Annotated in this window: 24 protein-coding genes; 8 read left to right on the top strand and 16 right to left on the bottom strand. The window is 71.7% G+C overall.

Translation table 11 applies throughout. From position 1 onward, the window contains the following. Positions 1 to 26 precede the first annotated feature (26 nt). Positions 27 to 425 carry a DUF6153 family protein gene (locus E5082_RS11205; protein WP_190045243.1) on the top strand — a complete coding sequence of 133 codons (399 nt, stop codon included), beginning with the start codon at positions 27 to 29 and terminating at the stop codon, positions 423 to 425. A gap of 81 nt (positions 426 to 506) precedes the next feature. Beyond that, a complete protein-coding gene (locus E5082_RS11200) occupies positions 507 to 1115 on the top strand; it encodes a DUF305 domain-containing protein (protein ID WP_135791097.1) in 609 nt (202 codons plus the stop codon). Positions 1116 to 1167: 52 nt separating this feature from the next. Here E5082_RS11200 and rocD read toward each other — a convergent pair whose 3' ends face one another. The 8 genes from rocD to E5082_RS11160 form a co-directional block, all read right to left on the bottom strand. After that, on the bottom strand, positions 1168 to 2394 hold the full coding sequence (gene rocD / locus E5082_RS11195; RefSeq protein WP_135791096.1) for an ornithine--oxo-acid transaminase: 1227 nt from the start codon (positions 2392 to 2394) through the stop codon (positions 1168 to 1170). Then, positions 2391 to 3203 (bottom strand): dimethylargininase, encoded by an 813-nt coding sequence (ddaH, locus tag E5082_RS11190; RefSeq protein ID WP_135791095.1) that lies wholly within the window; start codon positions 3201 to 3203, stop codon positions 2391 to 2393. Before ddaH ends, rocD begins: the two co-directional genes overlap by 4 nt. A gap of 167 nt (positions 3204 to 3370) precedes the next feature. Continuing rightward, a complete protein-coding gene (locus tag E5082_RS11185; protein WP_030809053.1) occupies positions 3371 to 3856 on the bottom strand; it encodes an Lrp/AsnC family transcriptional regulator in 486 nt (161 codons plus the stop codon). A 13-nt stretch (positions 3857 to 3869) separates the two neighbouring features. Beyond that, positions 3870 to 4055 (bottom strand): hypothetical protein, encoded by a 186-nt coding sequence (locus E5082_RS11180; protein ID WP_135791094.1) that lies wholly within the window; start codon positions 4053 to 4055, stop codon positions 3870 to 3872. Positions 4056 to 4145: 90 nt separating this feature from the next. After that, the gene (locus E5082_RS11175; protein WP_135791093.1) at positions 4146 to 5096 is read right to left on the bottom strand and encodes a cytochrome c oxidase assembly protein; all 951 of its coding nucleotides are present in this window, start codon (positions 5094 to 5096) and stop codon (positions 4146 to 4148) included. Between the two features lie 105 nt (positions 5097 to 5201). Then, the gene (locus E5082_RS11170) at positions 5202 to 6227 is read right to left on the bottom strand and encodes a 6-phosphofructokinase (RefSeq protein WP_135791092.1); all 1026 of its coding nucleotides are present in this window, start codon (positions 6225 to 6227) and stop codon (positions 5202 to 5204) included. A 212-nt stretch (positions 6228 to 6439) separates the two neighbouring features. Further along, positions 6440 to 7168 carry a type 1 glutamine amidotransferase gene (locus E5082_RS11165; RefSeq protein WP_030809066.1) on the bottom strand — a complete coding sequence of 243 codons (729 nt, stop codon included), beginning with the start codon at positions 7166 to 7168 and terminating at the stop codon, positions 6440 to 6442. 23 nt (positions 7169 to 7191) lie between these two features. Beyond that, positions 7192 to 8430, bottom strand: coding sequence for a MurT ligase domain-containing protein (locus E5082_RS11160; protein WP_135791091.1), 1239 nt, complete (start codon positions 8428 to 8430; stop codon positions 7192 to 7194). 160 nt (positions 8431 to 8590) lie between these two features. On the opposite strand from E5082_RS11160, the gene def reads away from it, so the two are divergent. Next, positions 8591 to 9130, top strand: coding sequence for a peptide deformylase (def, locus tag E5082_RS11155; RefSeq protein WP_135791090.1), 540 nt, complete (start codon positions 8591 to 8593; stop codon positions 9128 to 9130). A gap of 17 nt (positions 9131 to 9147) precedes the next feature. Here def and E5082_RS11150 read toward each other — a convergent pair whose 3' ends face one another. Next, on the bottom strand, positions 9148 to 9792 hold the full coding sequence (locus E5082_RS11150; protein WP_135791089.1) for a TetR/AcrR family transcriptional regulator: 645 nt from the start codon (positions 9790 to 9792) through the stop codon (positions 9148 to 9150). A gap of 171 nt (positions 9793 to 9963) precedes the next feature. Here E5082_RS11150 and E5082_RS11145 point away from each other — a divergent pair, with 171 nt between their 5' ends. Continuing rightward, positions 9964 to 11190: an acyl-CoA dehydrogenase family protein gene (locus tag E5082_RS11145; RefSeq protein WP_135791088.1), complete on the top strand. Its 1227-nt coding sequence runs from the start codon at positions 9964 to 9966 to the stop codon at positions 11188 to 11190. Between the two features lie 86 nt (positions 11191 to 11276). On the opposite strand, the gene E5082_RS11140 is transcribed toward E5082_RS11145, so the two are convergent. The 7 genes from E5082_RS11140 to E5082_RS11110 all read right to left on the bottom strand — a co-directional run bounded on the left by E5082_RS11140 (position 11277) and on the right by E5082_RS11110 (position 18040). Continuing rightward, positions 11277 to 11798 carry a cupin domain-containing protein gene (locus tag E5082_RS11140; RefSeq protein ID WP_135791087.1) on the bottom strand — a complete coding sequence of 174 codons (522 nt, stop codon included), beginning with the start codon at positions 11796 to 11798 and terminating at the stop codon, positions 11277 to 11279. Between the two features lie 7 nt (positions 11799 to 11805). Beyond that, positions 11806 to 13020 (bottom strand): cytochrome P450, encoded by a 1215-nt coding sequence (locus tag E5082_RS11135; RefSeq protein WP_135791086.1) that lies wholly within the window; start codon positions 13018 to 13020, stop codon positions 11806 to 11808. A 10-nt stretch (positions 13021 to 13030) separates the two neighbouring features. Further along, positions 13031 to 14083: a type III polyketide synthase gene (locus tag E5082_RS11130; protein WP_135791085.1), complete on the bottom strand. Its 1053-nt coding sequence runs from the start codon at positions 14081 to 14083 to the stop codon at positions 13031 to 13033. A gap of 228 nt (positions 14084 to 14311) precedes the next feature. Continuing rightward, positions 14312 to 14545 (bottom strand): DUF6213 family protein, encoded by a 234-nt coding sequence (locus tag E5082_RS11125; protein WP_190045242.1) that lies wholly within the window; start codon positions 14543 to 14545, stop codon positions 14312 to 14314. A gap of 25 nt (positions 14546 to 14570) precedes the next feature. Beyond that, positions 14571 to 15956 carry an NADP-dependent succinic semialdehyde dehydrogenase gene (locus E5082_RS11120; RefSeq protein ID WP_135791084.1) on the bottom strand — a complete coding sequence of 462 codons (1386 nt, stop codon included), beginning with the start codon at positions 15954 to 15956 and terminating at the stop codon, positions 14571 to 14573. Between the two features lie 75 nt (positions 15957 to 16031). Continuing rightward, positions 16032 to 16505 (bottom strand): NUDIX hydrolase, encoded by a 474-nt coding sequence (locus tag E5082_RS11115; RefSeq protein ID WP_135791083.1) that lies wholly within the window; start codon positions 16503 to 16505, stop codon positions 16032 to 16034. Then, positions 16502 to 18040 (bottom strand): ATP-dependent DNA ligase, encoded by a 1539-nt coding sequence (locus tag E5082_RS11110; RefSeq protein WP_135791082.1) that lies wholly within the window; start codon positions 18038 to 18040, stop codon positions 16502 to 16504. The genes E5082_RS11115 and E5082_RS11110 overlap by 4 nt, the downstream gene beginning before the upstream one ends. Before the next feature lie 78 nt (positions 18041 to 18118). On the opposite strand from E5082_RS11110, the gene E5082_RS11105 reads away from it, so the two are divergent. The 4 genes from E5082_RS11105 (at position 18119) to E5082_RS11090 (ending at position 22069) form a co-directional block, all read left to right on the top strand. Continuing rightward, positions 18119 to 18733, top strand: coding sequence for a helix-turn-helix domain-containing protein (locus E5082_RS11105; protein WP_135791081.1), 615 nt, complete (start codon positions 18119 to 18121; stop codon positions 18731 to 18733). A 98-nt stretch (positions 18734 to 18831) separates the two neighbouring features. Next, positions 18832 to 19803, top strand: a complete 972-nt coding sequence (locus E5082_RS11100; RefSeq protein ID WP_135791080.1) for an NADPH:quinone oxidoreductase family protein — start codon at positions 18832 to 18834, stop codon at positions 19801 to 19803. Then, positions 19800 to 20981, top strand: a complete 1182-nt coding sequence (locus E5082_RS11095; protein ID WP_135791079.1) for an acyl-CoA dehydrogenase family protein — start codon at positions 19800 to 19802, stop codon at positions 20979 to 20981. Before E5082_RS11100 ends, E5082_RS11095 begins: the two co-directional genes overlap by 4 nt. Further along, positions 20978 to 22069: an acyl-CoA dehydrogenase family protein gene (locus E5082_RS11090; protein WP_135791078.1), complete on the top strand. Its 1092-nt coding sequence runs from the start codon at positions 20978 to 20980 to the stop codon at positions 22067 to 22069. The genes E5082_RS11095 and E5082_RS11090 overlap by 4 nt, the downstream gene beginning before the upstream one ends. The last annotated feature ends 92 nt before the right edge of the window (positions 22070 to 22161 follow it).

Here is a 22161-nt window from a genome sequence, read left to right as displayed (position 1 = left end):
CGAGGGGCACTCGTAGGATGACCTTCATGCCCGGCACCGCCCACGAGCGCCCCCCGCGACCGCCCCAGCGGCGTTCGCCCGCGCTGCTCGTGCTCGCGGTGCTGGTGGGGCTGCTCGGCATGCACACGCTGGCCCCGGCCGTCGGCACCGGGCACCCGGAGCGCGCTCACCGCGTCCATGCGGGCGTCGTCCTCGACGCCCCCGGCGACTGCCCGGACGGCCACTGCGGCGGCCACAAGCTCCACCACGCCGATCCGACCTGCGCCTCCGGGGCCGTGAGCAGCGGGCCCGAGCTGCCGAAACCCGTCGCGGGCCCGGCCGGCGCGCCGGCACCGTGCGGCGACCCCCGTATCCGTACCGCCACCGCGCCGGACGGCGCCCGCGCACCGCCCTCCCTGGCCGAACTCCAGCTCCTGCGGATCTAGAGGCACCCACGACCGCGCACCCATGCGGCGCGGCCGTTCCCACGCGTGCCCACATCCACTTTCATCAGCAGGAGTGCAAGCATGACCACCACCCACGCGATCCGCCGCGCCGCGCTCGGCGTCGCCACCGCCTCCGCCGTCGTCCTCCTCGCCGCCTGCGGCGGGGAGAAGCACACCGCAGCCCACGGCGCCCCGGCGGCGTCCGCCACGGCGGGCGTCCACAACGCCGAGGACGTCACCTTCGCGCAGGGCATGATCCCGCACCACCAGCAGGCCGTGGAGATGGCCCGGCTCGCCCCCGGCCACGCCGCCTCCGCCGAGGTGAAGGCCCTCGCCGCCCGGATCGAGAAGGCGCAGGACCCCGAGATCCGCACCATGACCGGCTGGCTGAAGTCCTGGGGTGAGGAGCCCCCGATGGCCGGCATGGACCACTCGCGCCACGGCGGCAGGGCGGGCATGTCCGGGATGATGAGCGCCGACGACATGACCGCGCTGAAGAAGAGCACCGGCGCCGACTTCGACAGGAAGTTCCTGACCCTGATGATCGTCCACCACCAGGGCGCCGTGGAGATGGCGCGCACAGAGAAGGCCAAGGGCCGGGACAGCCGGGCCACGAAGATGGCGGACGACGTGATCGCCGCACAGAGCGCCGAGATCAAGCAGATGAAGGGCCTGCTCGCCCAGAAGTGAGCAGACGGGCGGGGCCGGGACTTGAAGAAGCCCCGGCCCCGCCCGCGCACGCTCAGCCCGCCTGCCCCAGCACCTTCTCCAGCGTCCCCAGCGCGGAGCGCAGCTCGTCCGCCGTCACCGTCAGCGGGGGAGCCAGCCGGATCGTGGAGCCGTGGGTGTCCTTGACCAGGATGCCCTCGCGCATCAGCCGCTCACTGATCTCCCGGCCGGTGCCCAGGGCCGGGTCCACGTCCACACCCGCCCACAGACCCCGCGCGCGGAACCCGGTCACCCCCTGCCCCTCCAACGCCTGGAGCCCCTCGCGCAGGACGAGCCCCAGCTCGTCGGCCCGGCGCTGGAACTCACCCGTCTCCAGCAGCTCGACCACCGCCGTGCCGACCGCCGCCGCCAGCGGGTTGCCGCCGAAGGTGGAGCCGTGCTCGCCCGGACCCAGGACGCCCATCACCTCGCGCCGGGCCACCACCGCCGAGACCGGCACGATGCCGCCGCCCAGCGCCTTGCCCAGCAGCAGCACGTCCGGCACGACCGACTCGTGCTCGACGGCCAGGGTGCGCCCGGTGCGGCCGAGCCCGGACTGGATCTCGTCCGCGATGAACAGGCACCCCTTGCGCCGGGTCAGCTCCCGGACACCGGTGAGATAGCCCGCGTCCGGGATGATCACCCCGGCCTCGCCCTGGATGGGCTCGATCAGCACCGCGGCCGTGGTCTCGTCGACCGCCTCCTCCAGCGCGGCCAGGTCGTTGTACGGCACGATCCTGAAACCGGGCGTGAAGGGGCCGAAGCCCGCCCGCGCCGACTCGTCCGTGGAGAAGCTGACGATGGTCGTCGTACGGCCGTGGAAGTTGTCCGCCGCGACCACGATCGTGGCCTGCCCGTCCGGCACGCCCTTCACGTCGTACGCCCACTTGCGGGCCACCTTGATGCCGCTCTCCACCGCCTCGGCGCCGGTGTTCATCGGCAGCACCATGTCCAGGCCGGTCAGCGCGGCGAGCCGCTCGGCGAACTCCGCCAGCCGGTCGTTGTGGAAGGCGCGGGAGGTCAGGGTCAGCCGGTCGAGCTGGTCGTGCGCGGCCTGGATCAGCGCCGGGTGGCGGTGGCCGAAGTTGAGGGCCGAGTAGCCGGCCAGCATGTCGAGGTACCGGCGGCCCTCGACGTCCTCCACCCAGGCGCCCTCGGCCCGTGCCACGACGACGGGCAGCGGGTGGTAGTTGTGCGCGAGCACCGGCTCCTCCGCCCGGATCAGGTCGGCGGACGTGCGCGCGTGCGCGGGTGCGGTCATGAGCGGATCTCCTGAGTGCAGCACTTGATGCCGCCGCCTGCCTTGTGCAGCTCCGACAGATCGACGGGCACGGGGTCGTAGCCATGCGTCGCCAGGCGCTCGGCGAGCACCTCGGCCTGGGGGGCGATGAAGACGTGCCGGCCGTCGGACACGGAGTTCAGGCCGAAGGCCATCGCGTCGTCACGGGTGGCGAGCACCGCGTCCGGGTACAGCCGCTGGAGCACCTCGCGGCTGCCCGCCGAGAAGGCTTCCGGGTAGTAGGCGATGTTGTCGTCGTCCAGTACGAACAGCGCCGTGTCCAGGTGGTAGAAGTACGGGTCCACCAGGGTCAGTGTGATCACCGGGTGGCCGAAGAACTCCTGCGCCTCCCGGTGGGCGTCGCGGGTGGTGCGGAACCCGGTGCCGGCCAGCACGTACCGGCCGGTCCACACCAGGTCGCCCTCGCCCTCGGTCACCGCCAGCGGGCGGTACACGTCGTACCCCGCCGTCTTGAACCAGGAGTCGTAGTGCAGCGACTCCGGGCGGCGCTCCGGGGCGTGGAACAGCGAGCCGAAGACGCGGCCGCCGACCACGAAGGCGGCGTTGGCCGCGAAGACCATGTCGGGCAGGCCCGGCACCGGGTCCACGGCGTCCACGGTGTGACCATGGGCGCGGTAGGTGTCGATCAGCGCCTGCCACTGGGACTGGGCGAGGTCGACGTCCACGGGGGTGTCGGGACGCATCCAGGGGTTGATCGCGTACTGCACGGTGAAGTGCCTGGGTTCGCAGACCAGAAAGCGCCGGGGGCGCTGCACACGGGTTTCGGCCACAGAGGGTTTCCTCCGCTTTCCAGTGTGTTACTCACGGGGGTGACACCACGGTAGAAACTCCGGCCGAGGCACGACAAGCGAGGAAAGCTGCGTGATCGCGCAGGATCGCTGCGCATCCGCCAGTAGGGACGCACGAGACCTGCGCGCTCGGCGGGTTTGACCGCCGATCACTCGGGAGCGGCCTGGGTGGCGCCCGCCTCGGGGCTTTCCGGGAGGAGGTGGGACAGCACCATCACGCTGATCGTCTTCCGGATGAAGGGCTCGGCGCGGATGCGCTCCAGCACCTCCTCGAAGTGCTCCACGTCCCGTGCCCGTACGTGCAGCAGGGCGTCCGCGCCCCCTGTGACCGTCATCGCCGCCGTGATCTCCGGATGGTTGCTGACCACCTCCGCGAGCCGCCGGGGCGGGGCGGCGCCCTCGCAGTAGACCTCGACGTACGCCTCCGTGCGCCAGCCGAGCGCGGAGGGCTTCACGGTCGCGGTGAACCCGGTGATCACCCCGGTCTCGCGGAGCCGGTCGACGCGCCGCTTGACCGCCGTGGCCGACAGCCCGACGGCGGCGCCGATCTCGGCGAAGCTGCTGCGGGCGTTCGCCATCAGCGCGGTGATGATCTTGCGGTCGAGGTCGTCGAAGGACGCGGCCCTGCTGTTCACGCGGCCACTGTAGTCACGACTGCGTGACCGCCAGCGCCACCGTCAGCAGCCCCAGCACCACCCAGCCGAACCACAGCCAGCCATTGCCGCCGAGCGCGACCGTGTACGCCGTGACGACGACCAGACCGCCCACGGTCAGCGCCGCCATCGCCCTGGTGGAACCGTCCGCCTTGCTGGAACCTCGCATGGAACCCGGCATCGCGGCACCCTCCTCGTGGTCCGTCCACCACCATCGTGCCCCGGTTCCGCCGCCACCGGCACTCCGATGGCCGGGCGGATCCGCGCGGGATCAGCTCTCGCGCGCGCTGAGGGAGGCCAGATAGGCGTTGTACGCCTCCAGCTCCTGGTCGCCGTTGCGGTCCGCCGCCCGGTCCTTGCGGCGGGCCTGCCGCTGCTCGGAGCGGTACCACTGGAACAGCAGCGCGATCAGCACCAGCACCGACGGGATCTCGCTGAACGCCCACGCGATACCGCCGGCCGCGCCCTGGTCCGAGAGCGCGTCGATGCCGAGCGAGGCGGGCGGGTTCTTGAAGGTCTCCACCATCGGCTCGGAGGCCATCATCAGCGCGATGCCGAAGAAGGCGTGGAACGGCATGCCCGCGAACAGCTCCAGCATCCGCATCAGGTGGTTCGGCCGGTGCGGGCCCGGGTCGACGCCGATGATCGGCCAGAAGAACACCACGCCCACCGCGAGGAAGTGCACCATCATCGCGATGTGCCCGGACTTGGACCCCATCAGGAAGTCGAAGACCGGCGAGAAGTACAGCGCGTACAGGCTGGCGATGAACAGCGGGATCGTGAACGCCGGATGCGTGATGAACCGCATGTACCGGCTGTGCAGCAGCGCCAGCAGCAGCTCACGCGGGCCGGTGCGGCCCCGCCCCGCCGTGGGCAGCGCCCTGAGCGCCAGCGTCACCGGCGCGCCCAGCAGGATCAGGATCGGCGACAGCATGCTGATCACCATGTGCTGCACCATGTGCACGCTGAACATGACCATGCCGTAGTCGTTCAGCCGGGTGCACATCACCAGACCGATGGTCAGCACACCGACGACGTACGACAGGGTGCGCGAGACGGGCCACGCGTCCCCGCGCCGCCGCAGCCGCAGCACACCCCAGCCGTACAGGGCGAGCCCGGCCAGGCAGGCGATCAGGAAGAAGGGGTCCGCCGACCACACGAGCCCCCGTCCCAGCGTGAACGGCGGCAGATCCGGCATCATGCCGTGCCCGCTGTGGTCCATCCGGCGGCTCCTGGTTCGTGGGGGTTGAGCGGTTTCTGTCCGCACTCAGGGTACGGGCGCCCCCGCGCCCGCCCGTGAGCGGGGTCCGCCCGGCCCCGCGAGCCGCTACAGCACGCACTCCGCCTCGGCGTACCGCTCCGCCGGTACCGTCTTCAGGGTGCTGACCGCCTCGGCCAGCGGCACCATCACGATGTCCGTGCCGCGCAGCGCGGTCATCCGGCCGAACTCCTCCCGGTGCACCGCCTCCACCGCGTGCCAGCCGAAGCGGGTCGCCAGCACCCTGTCGTACGCCGTCGGGGTGCCGCCGCGCTGCACGTGCCCCAGGATCACCGGCCGGGCCTCCTTGCCGAGCCGCTGCTCCAGCTCGACGGAGAGCTGGCGGGCGATCCCGGCGAAGCGCTCGTGGCCGTAGATGTCCCGGCCGCCCTCGTCGAACTCCATGGAACCGGCGCGCGGCTTGGCGCCCTCGGCGGCCACCACGATGGCGAACCGCTTGCCCGCCTCGAACCTGGCACCGACGCGGCGGGTCAACTCGTCGATGTCGAAGGGCCGTTCGGGGACCACGATGGCGTGCGCGCCGGCCGCCGTGCCCGAGTTCAGCGCTATCCAGCCGGTGTGGCGGCCCATGACCTCCACGATCAGCACCCGCTGGTGGGACTCGGCGGTGGTCTTCAGCCGGTCCAGCGCCTCGGTGGCGACGCCCACGGCCGTGTCGAAGCCGAAAGTGACGTCGGTCGCCGAGATGTCGTTGTCGATGGTCTTGGGCACGCCCACGATGGGCAGCCCGCTGTCCGACAGCAGCCGGGCCGCCTTCAGCGTGCCCTCACCGCCGATCGGGATGATCGCGTCGAGCCCGAGTTCCTCGACATGGCCCTTGACCCGCTCCACCCCGCCGCGCAGATGCTCCGGACGGACGCGTGAGGAGCCCAGGATCGTGCCGCCGCGCGCCAGGATGCCGCTGACGGCGTCCAGGTCGAGCTTCAAGTAGTCGCACTCCAGCAGGCCCTTCCAGCCGTCGCGGAAGCCGATGACCTCGTCGCCGTGGTCGGCGACGGCTCGGTGCACGACCGACCGGATGACGGCGTTCAGGCCGGGGCAGTCGCCGCCGGAGGTGAGGACACCAATGCGCATAGCCCGAATTACCTTCTCGACGTGGGCCGGGAGGCCGGACCACATTGTCCGGCGGGTTCCCGGCCACACTACCGGCGGCAGGGGCCCCTCACCCAGCGGGCGTCCGCCTGCTGGACGCACCCGCACAGGTGAGCGGACGACGCGTCAGGCGGGCCCGCGAAAGCTCACGGGCCCGCCTGACGGGTGTACTGATATGCGGTGGTACGCGGGGATCAGGCCGGCTGCTGCGCCGCCGCGATGCGCTCGTCGCGCAGCGCCTCGTACCAGCGGTCGTCGATCGGCGGCAGCGCGTTCACGTCCAGCGCCAGCTTCAGCAGCAGGTCCGCGATCTGCGGGTTACGGGCCAGCACGGGGCCGTGCATGTACGTACCGAACACGGTGCCGTTGTACGCGCCCTCGGTCCCGTCACCGGTGCCGTTGCCCCGGCCCATGGTGACCTGGGCGAAAGCGCGGGCGGTCGGGCCCAGATGGGTGACGCCCTGGTGGTTCTCGAACCCGGTCAGCGGAGGCAGACCGAGGCGCGGGTCGATGTCGCCGAGCACATCGCCCACGCACCGCTCGCCCTCGCCGCGCGTCGACATCACGTCGAGCAGGCCGAGGCCCGGCTCGCGCTGGCCCAGGTCGTTGATGAACTCGTGGCCGAGGATCTGGTAGCCGGCGCACACGGAGAACACGATCGCGCCGTTCTCCACCGCACGCTGGAGGTGCCCGTCGCGGCGCAGCCGCTCGGCCGCCAGCCGCTGCGGACGGTCCTCACCGCCGCCGATCAGGTAGATGTCGCCCGAGGTCGGGATCGGCTGGTCGCTGCGCACGTCGAGACGGGCCACGTCCAGGCCGCGCTGACGCGCCCGGCGCTCCACGACGAGGGCGTTGCCCTGGTCGCCGTAGGTGCTCAGCAGGTCGGGATAGATCCACACCAGCCGCAGTTGGTTGTCGCTCATGGGGAGGTGTTCGCCCTTCTGGCTCAGTTGCCGACGCGGCGGCGCAGGTCCTGGAACGCGGTGTAGTTGGCGATGACCTCGATACGGCCCGGCGGGGCCGCGGCGACGGCCTCGTCGAGGTTCTCGCACACCTGGAAGTGCTGGTTCGCCACTTCCAGACGGACGGCGAGGTCCAGCTTCCGGTCACCGATGACGAAGATCGGGTGGCCGGTGAGCCGGGTGTAGTCCACGTCCCACAGCCAGGAGGTGTCGGTGCCGTCCGCCCCGCGCGCGTTCACCGAGAGGATCACCGGGGTGGGCGGCGGGTCGATCAGGGAGAAGGTCTCCAGCCAGCCGGCCGGGTTCTTCGCCAGCAGCAGACGCAGGTCGCGGTTCTGGAACTGGACCACGTCGTAGCGTCCGGCGACCGCCTGCACCTGGTACATCCGCTCCAGCGCCACCTGCGGCGGCACGCCGAACACGGCGGCGACCGCGGCCGAGCTGGCCGCGTTCGCCTTGTTGGCGCGGCCCGGCAGCTGGAGGTGGATCGGCCAGGCCGAGCCGTGCGGGTCGAGGACATGGTCGCCGGAGAGCGCCCAGGTCGGCGTCGGACGGCGGAAGCCGCACTCGCCGCAGAACCAGTCGTCACCGGGGCGCTGCATCACACCGCCGCAGGACGGGCAGGACCAGGCGTCGTCCTTCCACATCTGGCCGGCCGCGACCCAGACCACGTTCGGGGAGGACGAGGCCGCCCACACCACCAGCGGGTCGTCGCAGTTGGCGACGACGACGGCCTTGGAGCCGGACAGGCCCTCACGCCAGTTCTCCGCGAGCATCCGGGTCTCGGCCGCGCGGTCCAGCTGGTCGCGGGAGAGGTTCAGCAGCGCGATGCACTTGGGGCTGGTGTCACGTGCCACACCGGCCAGGTACTTCTCGTCGACCTCGATGACACCGAACTTGGCGTCCGAGCCGCCCGCGAGGGCGGAGGTGATACCGGCCGGCATGTTGGCGCCGAGCGCGTTGGACACCACCGGACCGGCGGCGCGCAGGGCCTCCGCGATCAGCCGGGTGGTGGTGGTCTTGCCGTTGGTCGCCGACACCAGGACCACGTCCAGGTGGGTGGCGAGCCGGGCGAGCAGGTCGGGGTCGAGCCGCAGGGCGACCTTTCCGCCGATCACCGACCCGCTGCCGCGCCCCGCGGCGCGCGATGCCGCCGCGACCGCCTTGCCCGCGGTCACGGCCAGCTTGGCCCGCGGCGAGAGCGGGTCCGAGTTGCCTGCCATCAGTCCTCGATCCTCCTTGCGTACGCGCCGCGCCTGGGGCCATCCGGCAGCGTGGTGGGGGCCTCAGCCTATCGAGAACCGTTCGCACACCCGAATCCCGGTCCGCCCGGCCCGCCCTCGCGCGCTCGGCGCGGGCCGAACGAACCGTACCCTTGCCGCCATGCGACACCGCTCGATACCGGGTGCCCACGGGCGCGTCCGGCCCCTCACCCTCCTCGGCGACCCCGTGCTGCACGCACCCTGCGGGGACGTCACCGACTTCGGCCCGGAACTGGAGGCGCTCGTGGCGGACTTGTTCGCCACCATGTACGCCCACGAGGGCGTTGGCCTGGCCGCCAACCAGATCGGCGTGAACCAGCGGGTGTTCGTGTACGACTGCCCGGACGACGACGAGGTCCGCCACCTGGGCCATGTGGTCAACCCCAGGCTGGTGACCGCCGACGGGCTGGAGTTCCTGGGCCCGGAAGGCTGTCTGTCCCTGCCGGGCCTGGAGGCGGGCACGGAGCGGTACGACCACGCGGTGGTCGAGGGCGTCACGATGACGGGGGAGCCGGTCACCGTCGACGGCACCGGGTTCTTCGCCCGCTGCCTCCAGCACGAGTGCGATCATCTGGCCGGCACGGTCTACGCCGACCGCGTGACGGGCCGCCGCCGGCGCAGGCTCGACCGCCAGGTACGGAAGGCCCCCTGGCGCACGTGAGGCCGGCCGGGACCGGTCTAGAAGCCCGGACCGCCCACCCGGTCGCCGGCGGCCGCCAGCCGTCCCCACAGCAAGTCGGCCAGCGAGCGCACCAGTTCGGCTTGCGAGCAGGGGCGCTCGCCCAGCCACCAGTCCCCGGCGGCGTGCATCATGCCGACGATCCCGTGGCCCCAGACCCGCGCCAGCTGCTGGCTGCCCGGACCGAGGTCCACCCGCTCCTCGATGACCTGGGCCAGCTCCTCGCCCATCCGGCGCAGCAGCGGGGCGCTGTGCTTGCCGACGTCGAAGCCGTGGTCGCCGCCCTGGCCGCCCTCGGAGGGGTGCATCAGGAACCGGTACACCTGCGGCCGGGCCTCGATGGCGGCGAGGTAGGTGTCGAGCGTGGACTCCACCCGCTCCCGGCGGTCGGCCGGGGCGTCCAGCGCCGCGCGCAGCGAGTCGAGCAGGGCGTCGGTGTGCCGCGTGGCGAGGGCCGCGTAGAGGCCGCCCTTGTCGCCGAAGTGGCGGTAGAGGATCGGCTTGGTGATGCCCGCCTCCGCGGCGATGGCGTTCATCGACGCCTGCGGGCCGTCGCGCAGCACCACCCGGTCGGCGGCCTCCAGCAGTTCCCGCCGTCGTCGGTCGGCGGACCGCTGCTGATCGGTCCGCTGTGTGGTGTCCATGTGGTCTCCCCACCCGTGCTGATTCGGTGACGCCTGCGCAAACTAACACTCACCGCGGGCCCGGCATCGAACGGGATACCGAGCCGTCATCCGGAGTTGACTTCACCTACCCGTCGGTAACATACTTCGGTTACCGCTAGTAACACCGTACGCGCCGCCGCTGGAGGGGACATGGCCGAGTTCACCATGGAGCTCAACGACGAACAGAAGGAGGTCCGGGACTGGCTGCACGGCTTCGCCGCCGATGTGATCCGGCCCGCGGCCGCCGAATGGGACGAGCGTGAGGAGACTCCCTGGCCGGTCATCCAGGAGGCCGCCAAGATCGGCGTCTACTCCCTCGACTTCTACGCCCAGCAGTACTTCGACCCCACCGGCCTCGGCATACCGATGGTCATGGAGGAGCTGTTCTGGGGGGACGCGGGCATCGCCCTGTCCATCGTCGGCACCGGCCTCGCGGCCGTGGGCGTCCTCGCCAACGGCACCGAGGAGCAGATCGGCACCTGGATTCCGCAGATGTACGGCGATGTGAACGACGTCAAGGTCGCCGCCTTCTGCTCCTCCGAGCCGGACGCCGGCTCCGACGTGGCCTCCATGCGCACCCGTGCGGTGTACGACGAGGCCAAGGACGAGTGGGTGCTCAACGGCACCAAGACGTGGGCCACCAACGGCGGCATCGCCAACGTTCATGTCGTCGTCGCCGTGGTCGACCCGGAGCTGGGCTCCAAGGGCCACGCCTCCTTCATCGTCCCGCCCGGCACGCCCGGTCTCAGCCAGGGCCAGAAGTTCAAGAAGCACGGGATTCGCGCCTCGCACACGGCCGAGGTCGTCCTGGAGGACGTGCGGGTGCCGGGCTCCTGCCTGCTCGGGGGCAAGGAGAAGCTGGACGAGCGGCTGGCGCGGGCGCGGGAGAAGGCCCGCAGCGGGGGCGAGCGGGTGAAGAACGCGGCGATGGCCACCTTCGAGGCGTCCCGGCCCGCCGTGGGTGCGATGGCTGTGGGTACGGCACGCGCCGCCTACGAGGTCGCGCTCGAATACGCCACTACGCGTGAGCAGTTCGGGCGGCCCATTGTTGACAACCAGGGGGTCGCCTTCCAGCTCGCCGACATGCGGACGTCCATCGACGCGGCTCGGCTGCTGGTGTGGCGGGCGTCCTGGATGGCAGTCAACGGCAAGCGGTTCACCGCGGCCGAGGGGTCGATGTCGAAGCTGTTCGCCAGCGAGACGGCGAAGAAGGTCACCGGACAGGCGATTCAGATCCTTGGGGGGAACGGCTACACGCGGGAGTATCCGGTGGAGCGGATGCACAGGGATGCGGCGATCTACACCATTTTTGAGGGGACCAGTGAGATTCAGCGGCTGGTGATCGCCCGTACCTTGGCCGGGGTCCCTATTCGGTAGCAGCCATAAAGGGCGCGGCGATCTGCGGGCCGACCCGCCGTTCTGGCAGGTCACGCAGTTCCCCGCGCCCCTTCGGGCCCGGACTCTCACCGGTGTTTCAAGGGTGTGAGCTGGTCTATGTCGTAGCGCTTTCTCAGTTCCTCGATGGCCTCCTGGTCCGGGGGGCCTCCCGCGTCCAGGATCTCCAGGAGTTCCTCGAAGTAGCGCTCGTGGTCCGGTGGGGGAGAGGCCTGGAAGAACATGCGGGCCGGGGTGTCGGTGGGGTTGGCGAAGGCGTGGGGGCAGCCGGGCGGGACGACGATGACCGTGCCCGGTGTCGCCCGGACCACCCTGGTGCCCGAACTCGACTCCCACTTCTGCCAGTTGTCGGGGGTGCGGACGCGGGGCTCGAAGGCGAGGACGTCGAGTTCTCCCTCCAGGACGTAGAACAGCTCCTCGCTGCGCGTGTGCACATGGGCGCCCACGTCGAAACCCGGCGGGACCTCCACCTCGAAGGTGGAGGCCGTCCGCGAGTGGGTGCCGGTGACCTTGAACGTGACCCGCTGGGCGGCCGTCGCCACGACCCGGCCGTGTCCCGGCGGTACGAGCAGTCCCTCGGTCGTCGTCATGACCGGCTCACCAGGTCACCGGCAGGGACTCGGGTCCCCGGATCAACGCACCCTTGCGGAAGGGGACTTCCTCCGGCGGAACCGCGAGCTTCAGCCCGGGCACCTGGTCCAGCAGGACGTCGACCAGCAGCTCGGACTCCAGCCGGGCGAGCATCCCGCCCGGGCAGTAGTGCGGGCCGAAGCCGAACGCCACATGCGGGTTGGGGCTGCGCTCCACGTCGATGGTGTCCGGGTCGGGGAACACCTCCGGGTCCCGGTTGGCGGCCAGGTAGGAGGTGTAGACCGCGTCGCCCGCGCGGATACGGACGCCCCTGATCTCCACGTCCTCCAGGGCGATCCTGGAGAGACCGACCGCGTTGCGGTGCGGGATGTACCGCAGCAACTCGTCGATCGCCTTCGGCCGGATCTCCCGGTCCGAGCGCAGCCGCTCCGCCAGCTCCGGCCGGGTCAGCAGCAGATAGAACATCTGCCCGCTGTTGTTGGTGACCGCCTCGCCGCCGATCTGGAGCAGCACGGCGAGGCCGACCGCCTCCACCAGCGTGATCTCGTCCCGGTCCACGGCCTCGCTCAGCAGCGAGCAGACCGAGCCCTCGGGGCCGCGCGCGCCGTGCCCGACGAGGTCGGTGAAGTAGGCGCTCATCTCGCGCTTGGCCCGCTCGCTGACCTCCTTGCCGTGCGCGGAGGACAGGATGAGCTGGGTCCAGTCGTGCATGGAGTGCCGGTCGGCGGCGGGTACGCCCATCAGCTCGCAGATCACCGCGATGGGGAACGGGCTGAGCACCGCGCTGGTGAGATCGGCCGGCGGCCCGTCCTGGAGGAGTTCGTCCACAAGCTCCTCCAGTATGGCCCGCGACCGCTCCCGGACCCGCTCCACGCCCTTGGCGGTGAACGCTGCGGCCACCGAGCGGCGCAGCCGGGTGTGGTCGGGCGGGTCGAGGAAGCCGACCGCGCCCCGGTCCGGAATGAAGTGCGGGGCGAGCCGCGTGACCTGATGGCCCATCACGGCTTCCCGGCCGAAGCGGGGGTCGTTGGTCACCATGCGTACGTCGTCGTACCGGGTGATCAGCCACGCCCAGCCCTCGCCGTTGGGCAGCTGGACGCGGGTGACCGGGCCCTCGTTCATCAGTTCGGCCAGCACCGGGTCGAAGTCGGTGCCCGCCAGGTCGGTGACCGGCCACTGCCGGATCGGAGGCGGGGTGCCGGTGAGCGTCTCGTCGGTCATGGCGCCCCTCCTATTCCCGGCCGACCCAGCGGCCGACGGTCATCTCGGCGGTGATGCCCGGCCCGAACCCGGCCAGCAGCCCGCGCGCCCGCTGCTCGGCACCGCCGTCGTCGAACAGCCGGCGCAGCGCGTCCAGGACGACGGCGCTGGCGATGTTGCCGTACTCGGTGAGCGTGGCCCGGCTGAACCGGAACGCGTGCGGCTCGACCTTCAGGAACTTGCTGAGGTCGTCGAGTATTCGGGGGCCGCCGGCGTGGATGATGTAGAAGTCCAGCTCGGAGGCGTTCCAGCCGTGAGTGCCCGCGAGTTCCTGGAGCGCCGGGGCCAGCGGCTCCATCGTGGTCGGCACCCGCTTGTCCAGCAGGAAGTGGAACCCGGTGTCCCGGACGTCGTACGAGATCCAGTCCTCGGTCTTCGGGATCAGGTACGAGCCGTTGCGCTCGAGCTGCACACCCGTGCCGCCCCGGCCGCGCACCACGGCGGCCGCGATGCCGTCGCCGAACAGGCCGTTGGAGAGCAGGGAGCCGACGCCGAGGTCGGTGGGCTGGTAGCACAGCGAGCAGAACTCGCAGGCCACGATGAGGGCGTTCGCCTCCGGGTAGGCCGAGCAGAAGTCGTGCGCCCGGTTGATGGCCGCACCGCCGGCCGCACAGCCCAACTGGGCGATGGGGAGCTGCCGGGTGGTGCTGGAGAAGTCCATCTCGTTGATCAGCCACGCGGTGAGCGACGGCATCATGAAGCCCGTGCACGACACGTAGACGATGACATCGATGTCGGAGGTGAGGAGTTCGGCCGAGTCGAGCGCCTCCTGGATCACCGCGGGAACCCGGGCCTTGGCCTCGGACTCGTACAGCTTGTTGCGCTGCTCGAAGCCCGGGTGCTTCAGGGTCTCCTCGATGGGCTGCACGATGTGCCGGGTGCGCACTCCGGTGTTCTCGATCAGACGGAGGGCCAGCGGGAGCTGTGGGTTGTCCGCGTGGTGCGTGCGGGCCAGCTCCAGGGTCTCCTCCATGGTGATCACGTGTTCCGGCACGGACACCGAGGGTCTGCACAAAGTCGCCATGAGCGGTCCCTGCTTTCGCCGTCCGGCGGGCCTTCGTCCGCCGGTCAGAAGGTGGTCCACCCACACTCACCCGGAAGGCCGACGATCTCGCGCCGGATTACTCCGAACCGGCGAGAACAGAGAGTGATAAGGGATCATTTCCGCAGCTCAGGCCCACTGCAAAAGGGGGGGCGGGGAACTGCGCGACAAGCCACGACGGCGCAGCACCCCACCACGCGCCCCAGCCCCCTACGGCGCTCCACTGCTATGAGCAATGCACGCCACATCGATCCGATCCGCCAGCTTGGCCAGCTCAATGGCCAACTCGGCGACGGTCTCCTCGTCGAGCCCCCGCTCCCCGGCCTCCACAAGATGCACCCACCGCGCGCCGACGCTGCGCAGCAGCTTGCTGACGTCGCCGGCCGAAACCCGCAGCGCACCACGGTCGTCCACGATCAGAGGCAGAGTCACTTCGCCGTTCACAGACCGGATCGTATCCGTGCGATCCTCACGCTCCCTGCCAAACGGTGGTGATGTTGCAGAACTCCCGGATTCCCTGCGCCGACAGTTCACGCCCGTACCCAGACCGCTTCACCCCGCCGAAGGGCAACGCCGGGTGCGAAGCGGTCATGCCGTTGATGAACACGCCCCCGGCCTCCAGGTCCCGCGCGCAGTGCGCCATCTCGTCCTCGTCCCGCGTCCACACGTTCGAACTCAGTCCGAACGGGGAGTCGTTGGCGATCAGGATCGCGTCCTCCAGGTCCTCCGCCCGGTACACGGTCGCCACCGGCCCGAACGCCTCCTCGCGGTGGATACGCATCTCGCGGTCGACACCCGCGATGACGGTCGGCGGGTAGTACCAGCCGGCGCCGCCGGGCCGCTCGCCCCCGCAGAGGATGTCGGCCCCGCTGCGGCGCGCGTCGTCCACCAGTTCCTCCACGTCCGCACGGCCCTGCTCGGTGGCGAGCGGCCCGACGTCGGTGTGGTCGTCCATGGGGTCGCCGACGGTCAGGTCCTTCATCCCGGCGACGAACTTCTCCAGGAAGGCGTCGTAGACGTCCGTGTGGACGATGAACCGCTTGGCGGCGATGCAGGACTGCCCGTTGTTCTGCACCCGCGCGGTCACCGCGGTCTCGGCCGCCCGGTCGAGGTCGGCGGAGGGCATCACCAGGTAGGGGTCGCTGCCGCCCAGCTCCAGCACGGTCTTCTTGATCATCTCACCGGAGGTGGAGGCGACCGCGCGCCCGGCGGGTTCGCTGCCGGTGAGGGTGGCGGCCTTGACCCGCTCGTCCCGGAGGATCTCGTCGACGGCGGCCGAGCCGATCAGCAGCGTCTGGAAACAGCCGACGGGGAACCCGGCCCGCTGGAACAGGCTCTCCAGGTAGAGGGCGGTCTGCGGCACGTTCGAGGCGTGCTTGAGCAGGCCGACGTTGCCCGCCATCAGCGCGGGCGCCGCGAACCGGATCACCTGCCAGAGGGGGAAGTTCCACGGCATCACCGCGAGCACCGGCCCCAGCGGCCGGTAGACCACGCGGACCCGCGAGGCGCCGGAGTCCTTCACGTCCGCCTCGTCCGGCACCTCGTCGGCGAGCAGCCTCTCGGCCCGCTCGGCGTACCAGCGCATCCCCTTGACGCACTTGGCGGCCTCCGCGCGGGCCTGCGCGAGCGGCTTGCCCATCTCGGTCGTCATGATCCGGGCGACCTCGTCGTTGTCCGACTCCAGCAGGTCGGCGGCCCGGTTCAGATGCTCGGCGCGCTCGGCGAACGACGTCGTCCGGTAGGTCCGGAAGGTGGCCTCGGCGAGCTGGAGCCGGCGCTCCACCTCGGCCTCGTCCATCGGCTCGTACGTCTTGACCGTCTCGCCGTTGGCCGGGTTCACCGTGGCGATGGGCATGGCTGACCTCCTGGTGCGGGGTGTGCGTCGACCTTCGCGCGCGGCAGGCGGCGCCGCAACGCTTCGATCCCCTGTTCAGCCCGAGTGCTCCGCCAGACGGTCCAGAAACGTGCCCTGTCCGGGGACCATCAGCGGCCTGGCCTCCTCGGGAGTGAACCAGGCCACCCGGTCCAGCTCCGGGAACTCCTGGACGCGGCCCGAGTGGGGCGGCCACTCCATGGTGAAGGTGCCGGGCGCGATGGTCGCGGGGTCGAGGTCGGCCTCCACCGCCCAGGCGGTGACGATCTTGCCGTTGCGCTGGGCGACCTCGCCCAGCGGCAGCGCGGGGCCGTCCGGCGGGGCGATGCCCAGCTCCTCCTGGAACTCCCGGCGGGCCGCCTCCCATGCGGGTTCGTCCGCTTCGTACTCGCCCTTGGGTACCGACCAGGCCCCCTCGTCCTTGGTGGCCCAGAAGGGGCCGCCCATATGGCCGAGCAACACCTCCAGCCCTCGGTCGGTGTGGCGGAACAACAGCAGTCCCGCGCTGCGCTTCGTCGCACGCACTGTCACGCCTTGACCTCCGGGTGGGCCGCGAGCAGGTCCTCCACCGTATCGGCGTCCTCGGGCCGCTTGTCCTCGCGGTAGCGGATCACCCGCGCGAACCGCAGGGTGACCCCGGCCGGGTAGCGGGTGGAGCGCTGGAGCCCGTCGTAGGCGATCTCCACGACGAGTTCGGGACGTACTCTCACGCCCCAGCTCTTCTCCTCCACCGCGAGTTCGCCGAGCCGTTCGGTCTGCCAGGCGAGCATCACGTCCGTCATGCCCTTGAAGGTCTTGCCGAGCATCGCGTAACCGCCGTCGGCCGTGCGGGCGGCCAGGTGGAGGTTGGAGAGCTTGCCGGTGCGGCGGCCGTGGCCCCACTCGGCGGCCAGCACCACCAGGTCGAGCGTGTGCACGGGCTTGACCTTCAGCCAGGACGCACCGCGCCGGCCCGCGCTGTACGGCGCGTCCAGCCCCTTGGCCACGATGCCCTCGTGCCCGCGCGCCAGGGTCGCGGCCGAGAACTCCTCCGCCGAGGCGGTGTCCTCCGGCCCGGCCACCAGCGCCCGGCGCACCCGCATCGGCTCCGGTACCAGCCGGGCCAGCTCCGCGTGCCGTTCGGCGAAGGGCAGGTCCAGCAGGTCCCGGCCGTCCACCGAGAGCGCGTCGAAGAACACGGGGGAGACCGGGACCTCCTCGGCCGCCCTGGCCACGTCCACCCGCGAGCCGACCCGGCCGGCCGTCTCCTGGAAGGACCGGGGGCGCCCGTCCGGGCCGAACGAGATCACCTCGCCGTCCAGCACGAACCGCTCGCCCGGCAGTTCCAGCGCCGCCGAGGTCACCTCGGGCAGCCGGTCGGTGATGTCGTCCAGCGTTCGGGTGTAGACGCGCACCTCGTCACCCTCCCGGTGCACCTGGACGCGGATGCCGTCGAGCTTCTCCTCCACCGCGCAGGCGCCCAGCTTCTCGACCGCCTCCGCGACCGAGGACGCGCTGCGGGCCAGCATCGGCAGCACCGGGCGCCCCACGGTGAGCCGGAACTCGTCCAGCGCGCCGGGGCCCTCGGCGAGCAGCGCCTGGGCCACCGTCTGGAGTGAGCCGGCCAGCATCACCGCCCGCCGCACCGTGGCCGGGTCGGCCTCCGTGGCGCGGGCCAGCCCCTCCACGGCGAGCGCGTCCAGGGCGCCCTGGCGTACCTCGCCGGTCAGCAGGCCCCGCAGGAACCGCTGTTCGTCGTCGGTGGCCGCGCCCATCAGTTCGTCCACGATCCGTGCCCGCTCGGCCTGCGAACCGGCCCCGGACACCCCGGCCAGCTCGGTCAGCAGGGCGTCCACCCCGCGCACGGTGAGCGTGGGATCGGCGGCGGGCGGCACCTCGCGGCCGAGCACCTTCCAGCCGACCCCGATCCTGCCCTGCGGCAGCCGTCCCGCGAGATACGGGATCACCACGGGCACGTCGTCGGGCTCCGCGTCCCGGAAGAGTTCCGCGAGCAGATCCGTCTTACGGGTCCGGGACGCCGTAGCGGCGACCTGACCCGACACCTCAGCGAGCCGAGTGAGCAGCATGCAGCATTGGTGCTCTGCGAAGGCCCCGCTCACACCTGCCGGATTGACAAACCGCCTTGCCGAATCTGCAATGCAGGCATGAGTGAGACGAGCGACGCGGGCGCGGAGAGCACCGACGAGGTGCTGGCCGCCGTCGGCCCGAGACTGCGGCGCATCCGCAAGGAACGGGACGTGACGCTGGCCGCCCTGTCGGAGGCGACCGGCATCTCGGTCAGCACCCTCTCCCGGCTGGAGTCCGGCCTGCGCCGCCCCAGCCTGGAACTGCTGCTGCCCATCGCACAGGCCCACCGGTTGCCGCTGGACGAGCTGGTCGGCGCCCCGCCGGTCGGTGACCCCCGCGTGCGGGCCGAGCCGGTCAAGCGGGACGGCCGCACCTTCTACCCCCTGACCCGGCGTCCCGGCGGGCTCCAGGCGTACAAGGTGCTCGAACCGCGCCGCGACCGGCAGCCGGACCCGCGCACGCACGAGGGGTACGAGTGGCTGTACGTGCTCTCCGGGCGCCTCCGGCTGGTCCTCGGGGACCACGACGTGGTGCTGGGTCCGGGGGAGGCCGCCGAGTTCGACACCCGCGTACCGCACTGGTTCGGGTCGGCGTGGGACGGGCCGGTGGAGTTCCTGAGCCTGTTCGGGCCGCAGGGGGAGCGGATGCATCTGCGGGCGCGGGCGGGGCGGCGGTCCGCGGGGGAGGGGTGAGCGTTTCCGTACCCCGGCACCTGTTCCCTGATCGGCAAGCGACCGCTTAGTATGCCCAGGACCCCGGTTCAGACGACGCAGTCCCGTGGAGGCCCGGCATGCAGGCATGGCAAGTGCACGAGAACGGCGAGCCGCGCGAGGTGATGCGCCTGGCGGAGGTGGAGCGCCCCACGCCCGGCGAGGGCCAGGTGCTGCTGCGCGTGCGTGCCGCCAACGTCAACTTCCCGGACGCCCTGCTCTGCCGGGGCCAGTACCAGATCCGGCCCCCGCTGCCCTTCACACCGGGCGTGGAGATCTGCGGCGAGACCGAGGACGGCCGCCGCGTCATCGCCAACCCGGCGCTGCCGTACGGCGGTTTCGCCGAGTACGCGCTCGCCGACGCCCGGGCGCTGCTGCCCGCGCCCGAGGCCCTGGACGACGCCGAGGCGGCCGCGCTGCACATCGGCTACCAGACCGGCTGGTTCGGCCTGCACCGGCGTGCGTACCTGGAGGCGGGGGAGACCCTGCTGGTGCACGCCGCCGCGGGCGGTGTCGGCAGCGCCGCCGTCCAGCTCGGCAAGGCCGCCGGGGCGCGGGTCATCGGTGTCGTCGGCGGCGCCGACAAGGCCGCCGTCGCCCGCGACCTGGGCTGCGACGTGGTCGTGGACCGCCGCGCCGAGGACGTGGTCGCCGCCGTGAAGGAGGCCACCGGCGGCAAGGGCGCCGACGTGATCTACGACCCCGTCGGCGGAGAGGCGTACGCGCAGTCCGCCAAGCTCGTCGCCTTCGAGGGCCGGATCGTGGTCGTCGGCTTCGCCAGCGGTTCCATCCCGAGCCCCGCGCTCAACCACGCCCTGGTGAAGAACTACTCGATCCTGGGCCTGCACTGGGGCCTGTACAACACCAAGAACCCCAAGCTGGTGCTGCGCTGCCACGAGGAGCTGACCGAGCTGGCCGCGCGCGGCGCGATCAAGCCGCTGGTCAGCGAGCGCGTACCGCTCGCCGGGGCGGCCGACGCCGTGCAGCGGGTCGCCGACGGCGTGACCACCGGCCGGATCGCCGTCCTGCCGCAGAACGGAGCCACCGCATGATCGACGCCGGTGAACTGCGCCGCCGCACAGCCGAGTTGCTGGCCGCGTACCCGCCCGCCACCACCGACCGCCTCGACTTCCTCCGGGCCCGCTTCGACGCCGGGCTCGCCTGGGTCCACTACCCGGAGGGCCTCGGCGGACTCGGTGCCCCGCGCTCCCTCCAGGCCGTCGTGGACGAGGAGCTGGCCGCGGCCGGCGCCCCCGACAACGACCCGCGCCGCATCGGCATCGGCCTCGGCATGGCCGCGCCGACCGTGCTGCGCTACGGCACCGACGAGCAGAAGGCCCGCTTCCTGCGCCCGCTGTGGACCGGCGAGGAGGTGTGGTGCCAGTTGTTCAGCGAGCCCGGCGCCGGGTCCGACCTGGCCGCGCTCGGCACCCGTGCCGTGCGGGACGGCGAGGACTGGGTGGTCGACGGGCAGAAGGTGTGGACCTCCAGCGCCCATCTGGCCCGCTGGGCCATCCTCATCGCCCGCACCGACCCGGACGCGCCCAAGCACGCGGGCATCACCTACTTCATCTGCGACATGACCGACCCCGGCGTGGAGGTCCGGCCGCTGCGCCAGATCACCGGCGAGGCCGAGTTCAACGAGGTCTTCCTCACCGGCGTCCGCATCCCCGACCGCCACCGCCTCGGCGAGGCCGGCGACGGCTGGCGGGTCGCCCAGACCACGCTGATGAACGAACGCGTCTCCATCGGCGGCATGCGGCTGCCCCGCGAGGGCGGCATGATCGGCCCGGTCGCCAAGACCTGGCGCGAGCGCCCCTACTTGCGCACCCACGACCTGCACCAGCGGCTGCTGAAGCTCTGGGTCGAGGCCGAGGTGTCCCGCCTCACCGCCGAACGGCTGCGCCAGCAGCTCAACGCCGGCCAGCCCGGCTACGAGGGCTCCGGCATGAAGCTCGCCTTCGCCCGCCTCAACCAGGAGATCAGCGGCCTGGAGGTCGAACTCCGGGGCGAGGAGGGGCTGCTGTACGACGACTGGACCATGCGCCGTCCCGAGCTGGTCGACTTCACCGGGCGCGACGCCGGGTACCGCTATCTGCGCTCCAAGGGCAACAGCATCGAGGGCGGGACCAGCGAGGTCCTGCTGAACATCGTCGCCGAGCGCGTCCTCGGCCTGCCCGCCGAACCGCGCACCGACAAGGACGTCCCCTGGAAGGACCTGGCCCGATGAGCACGCCGAACGCCGAGCCCGACCTCCTCTACTCCGAGGAGGAGGAGGCGCTGCGCGCCGCCGTCCGCGACCTGCTCACCGATCACTGCGGGCCCGCCGCGGTGATCGCCCGCACCGAGTCGGACACCCCGCACGACCCCGCCCTGTGGAAGCAGCTCACCGAAGGCATGGGCCTGGCGGGGCTGCTGATCCCCGAGGCGCGGGGCGGTCAGGGCGCCACCCACCGCGAAGTCGCCGTCGTGCTGGAGGAGTTGGGGCGGGCCGTGGCGCCGGTGCCGTACCTCACCAGCGCCGTGGTCGCCACCGAGGCACTGCTCGCCTGTGACGACGCCGAGCTGCTGGAGCGACTCGCCTCCGGCCGCACGGTGGGCGCGCTCGCCGTCTCCCTGACCGCCGCGCCCGGCGCCCCCTTCGCCACCGCCCGAGTCGAGAACGGCGTACTGCACGGCGAGCTGACCTCCGTGGCGGACGCGGTCGCGGCCGACGTACTGCTCGTCCCGGCCGACGACGGCGATCTCTACGCGGTCGCCGCCGACGCGGTCACCCGCACCCCGCAGATCCCGCTCGACCTCACCCGCCCGCTCGCCACCGTCACCCTCGACGGCGCCCCCGGCCGCCGCCTGGGCCCCGCCGAACCCGCCGTACGGCGTGCGCTGCGGGCCGGTGCCGGACTGCTGGCCTCCGAGCAACTGGGCGTGGCAGACTGGGCGTTGACCGAAACCGTGCGCTACCTGAAGGAGCGCAAGCAGTTCAACCGGCCGGTCGGCGGATTCCAGGCGCTCAAGCACCGGCTCGCCCAGCTCTGGCTGGAGGTGGTCAACCTCCGCGCGGCCGCCCGCGCCGCGGCCGACGCGCTCACCACCGGCCACGACACCGACCTCACCGCCGCCGTCGCGCAGTCCTACGCCTCTCCCGTCGCCGTCCGCGCCACCGAGGAGGCGCTGCAGCTCCACGGCGGACTCGGCATGACCTGGGAACACCCCGTCCACCTGTACCTCAAGCGGGCCAAGGCCGACTCCCTCGCGTACGGCAGCGCGGGCGCCCACCGCGCGGCCCTCGCCGGCCTGGCGGACCTCCAAGCCCCCTGACACCACCCTTACGGGGGACACGTCAGCGCCCCGGAACAACCCTCCGCTACGCCACACTTGCGGCCGAACGCCGCACACCGGGCGTGGCGGAG

It is taken from the genome of Streptomyces griseoluteus (assembly GCF_004784465.1).
Taxonomy (GTDB): Bacteria; Actinomycetota; Actinomycetes; order Streptomycetales; family Streptomycetaceae; genus Streptomyces; species Streptomyces griseoluteus.
This window is presented reverse-complemented; position numbering and strand designations above follow the sequence as displayed.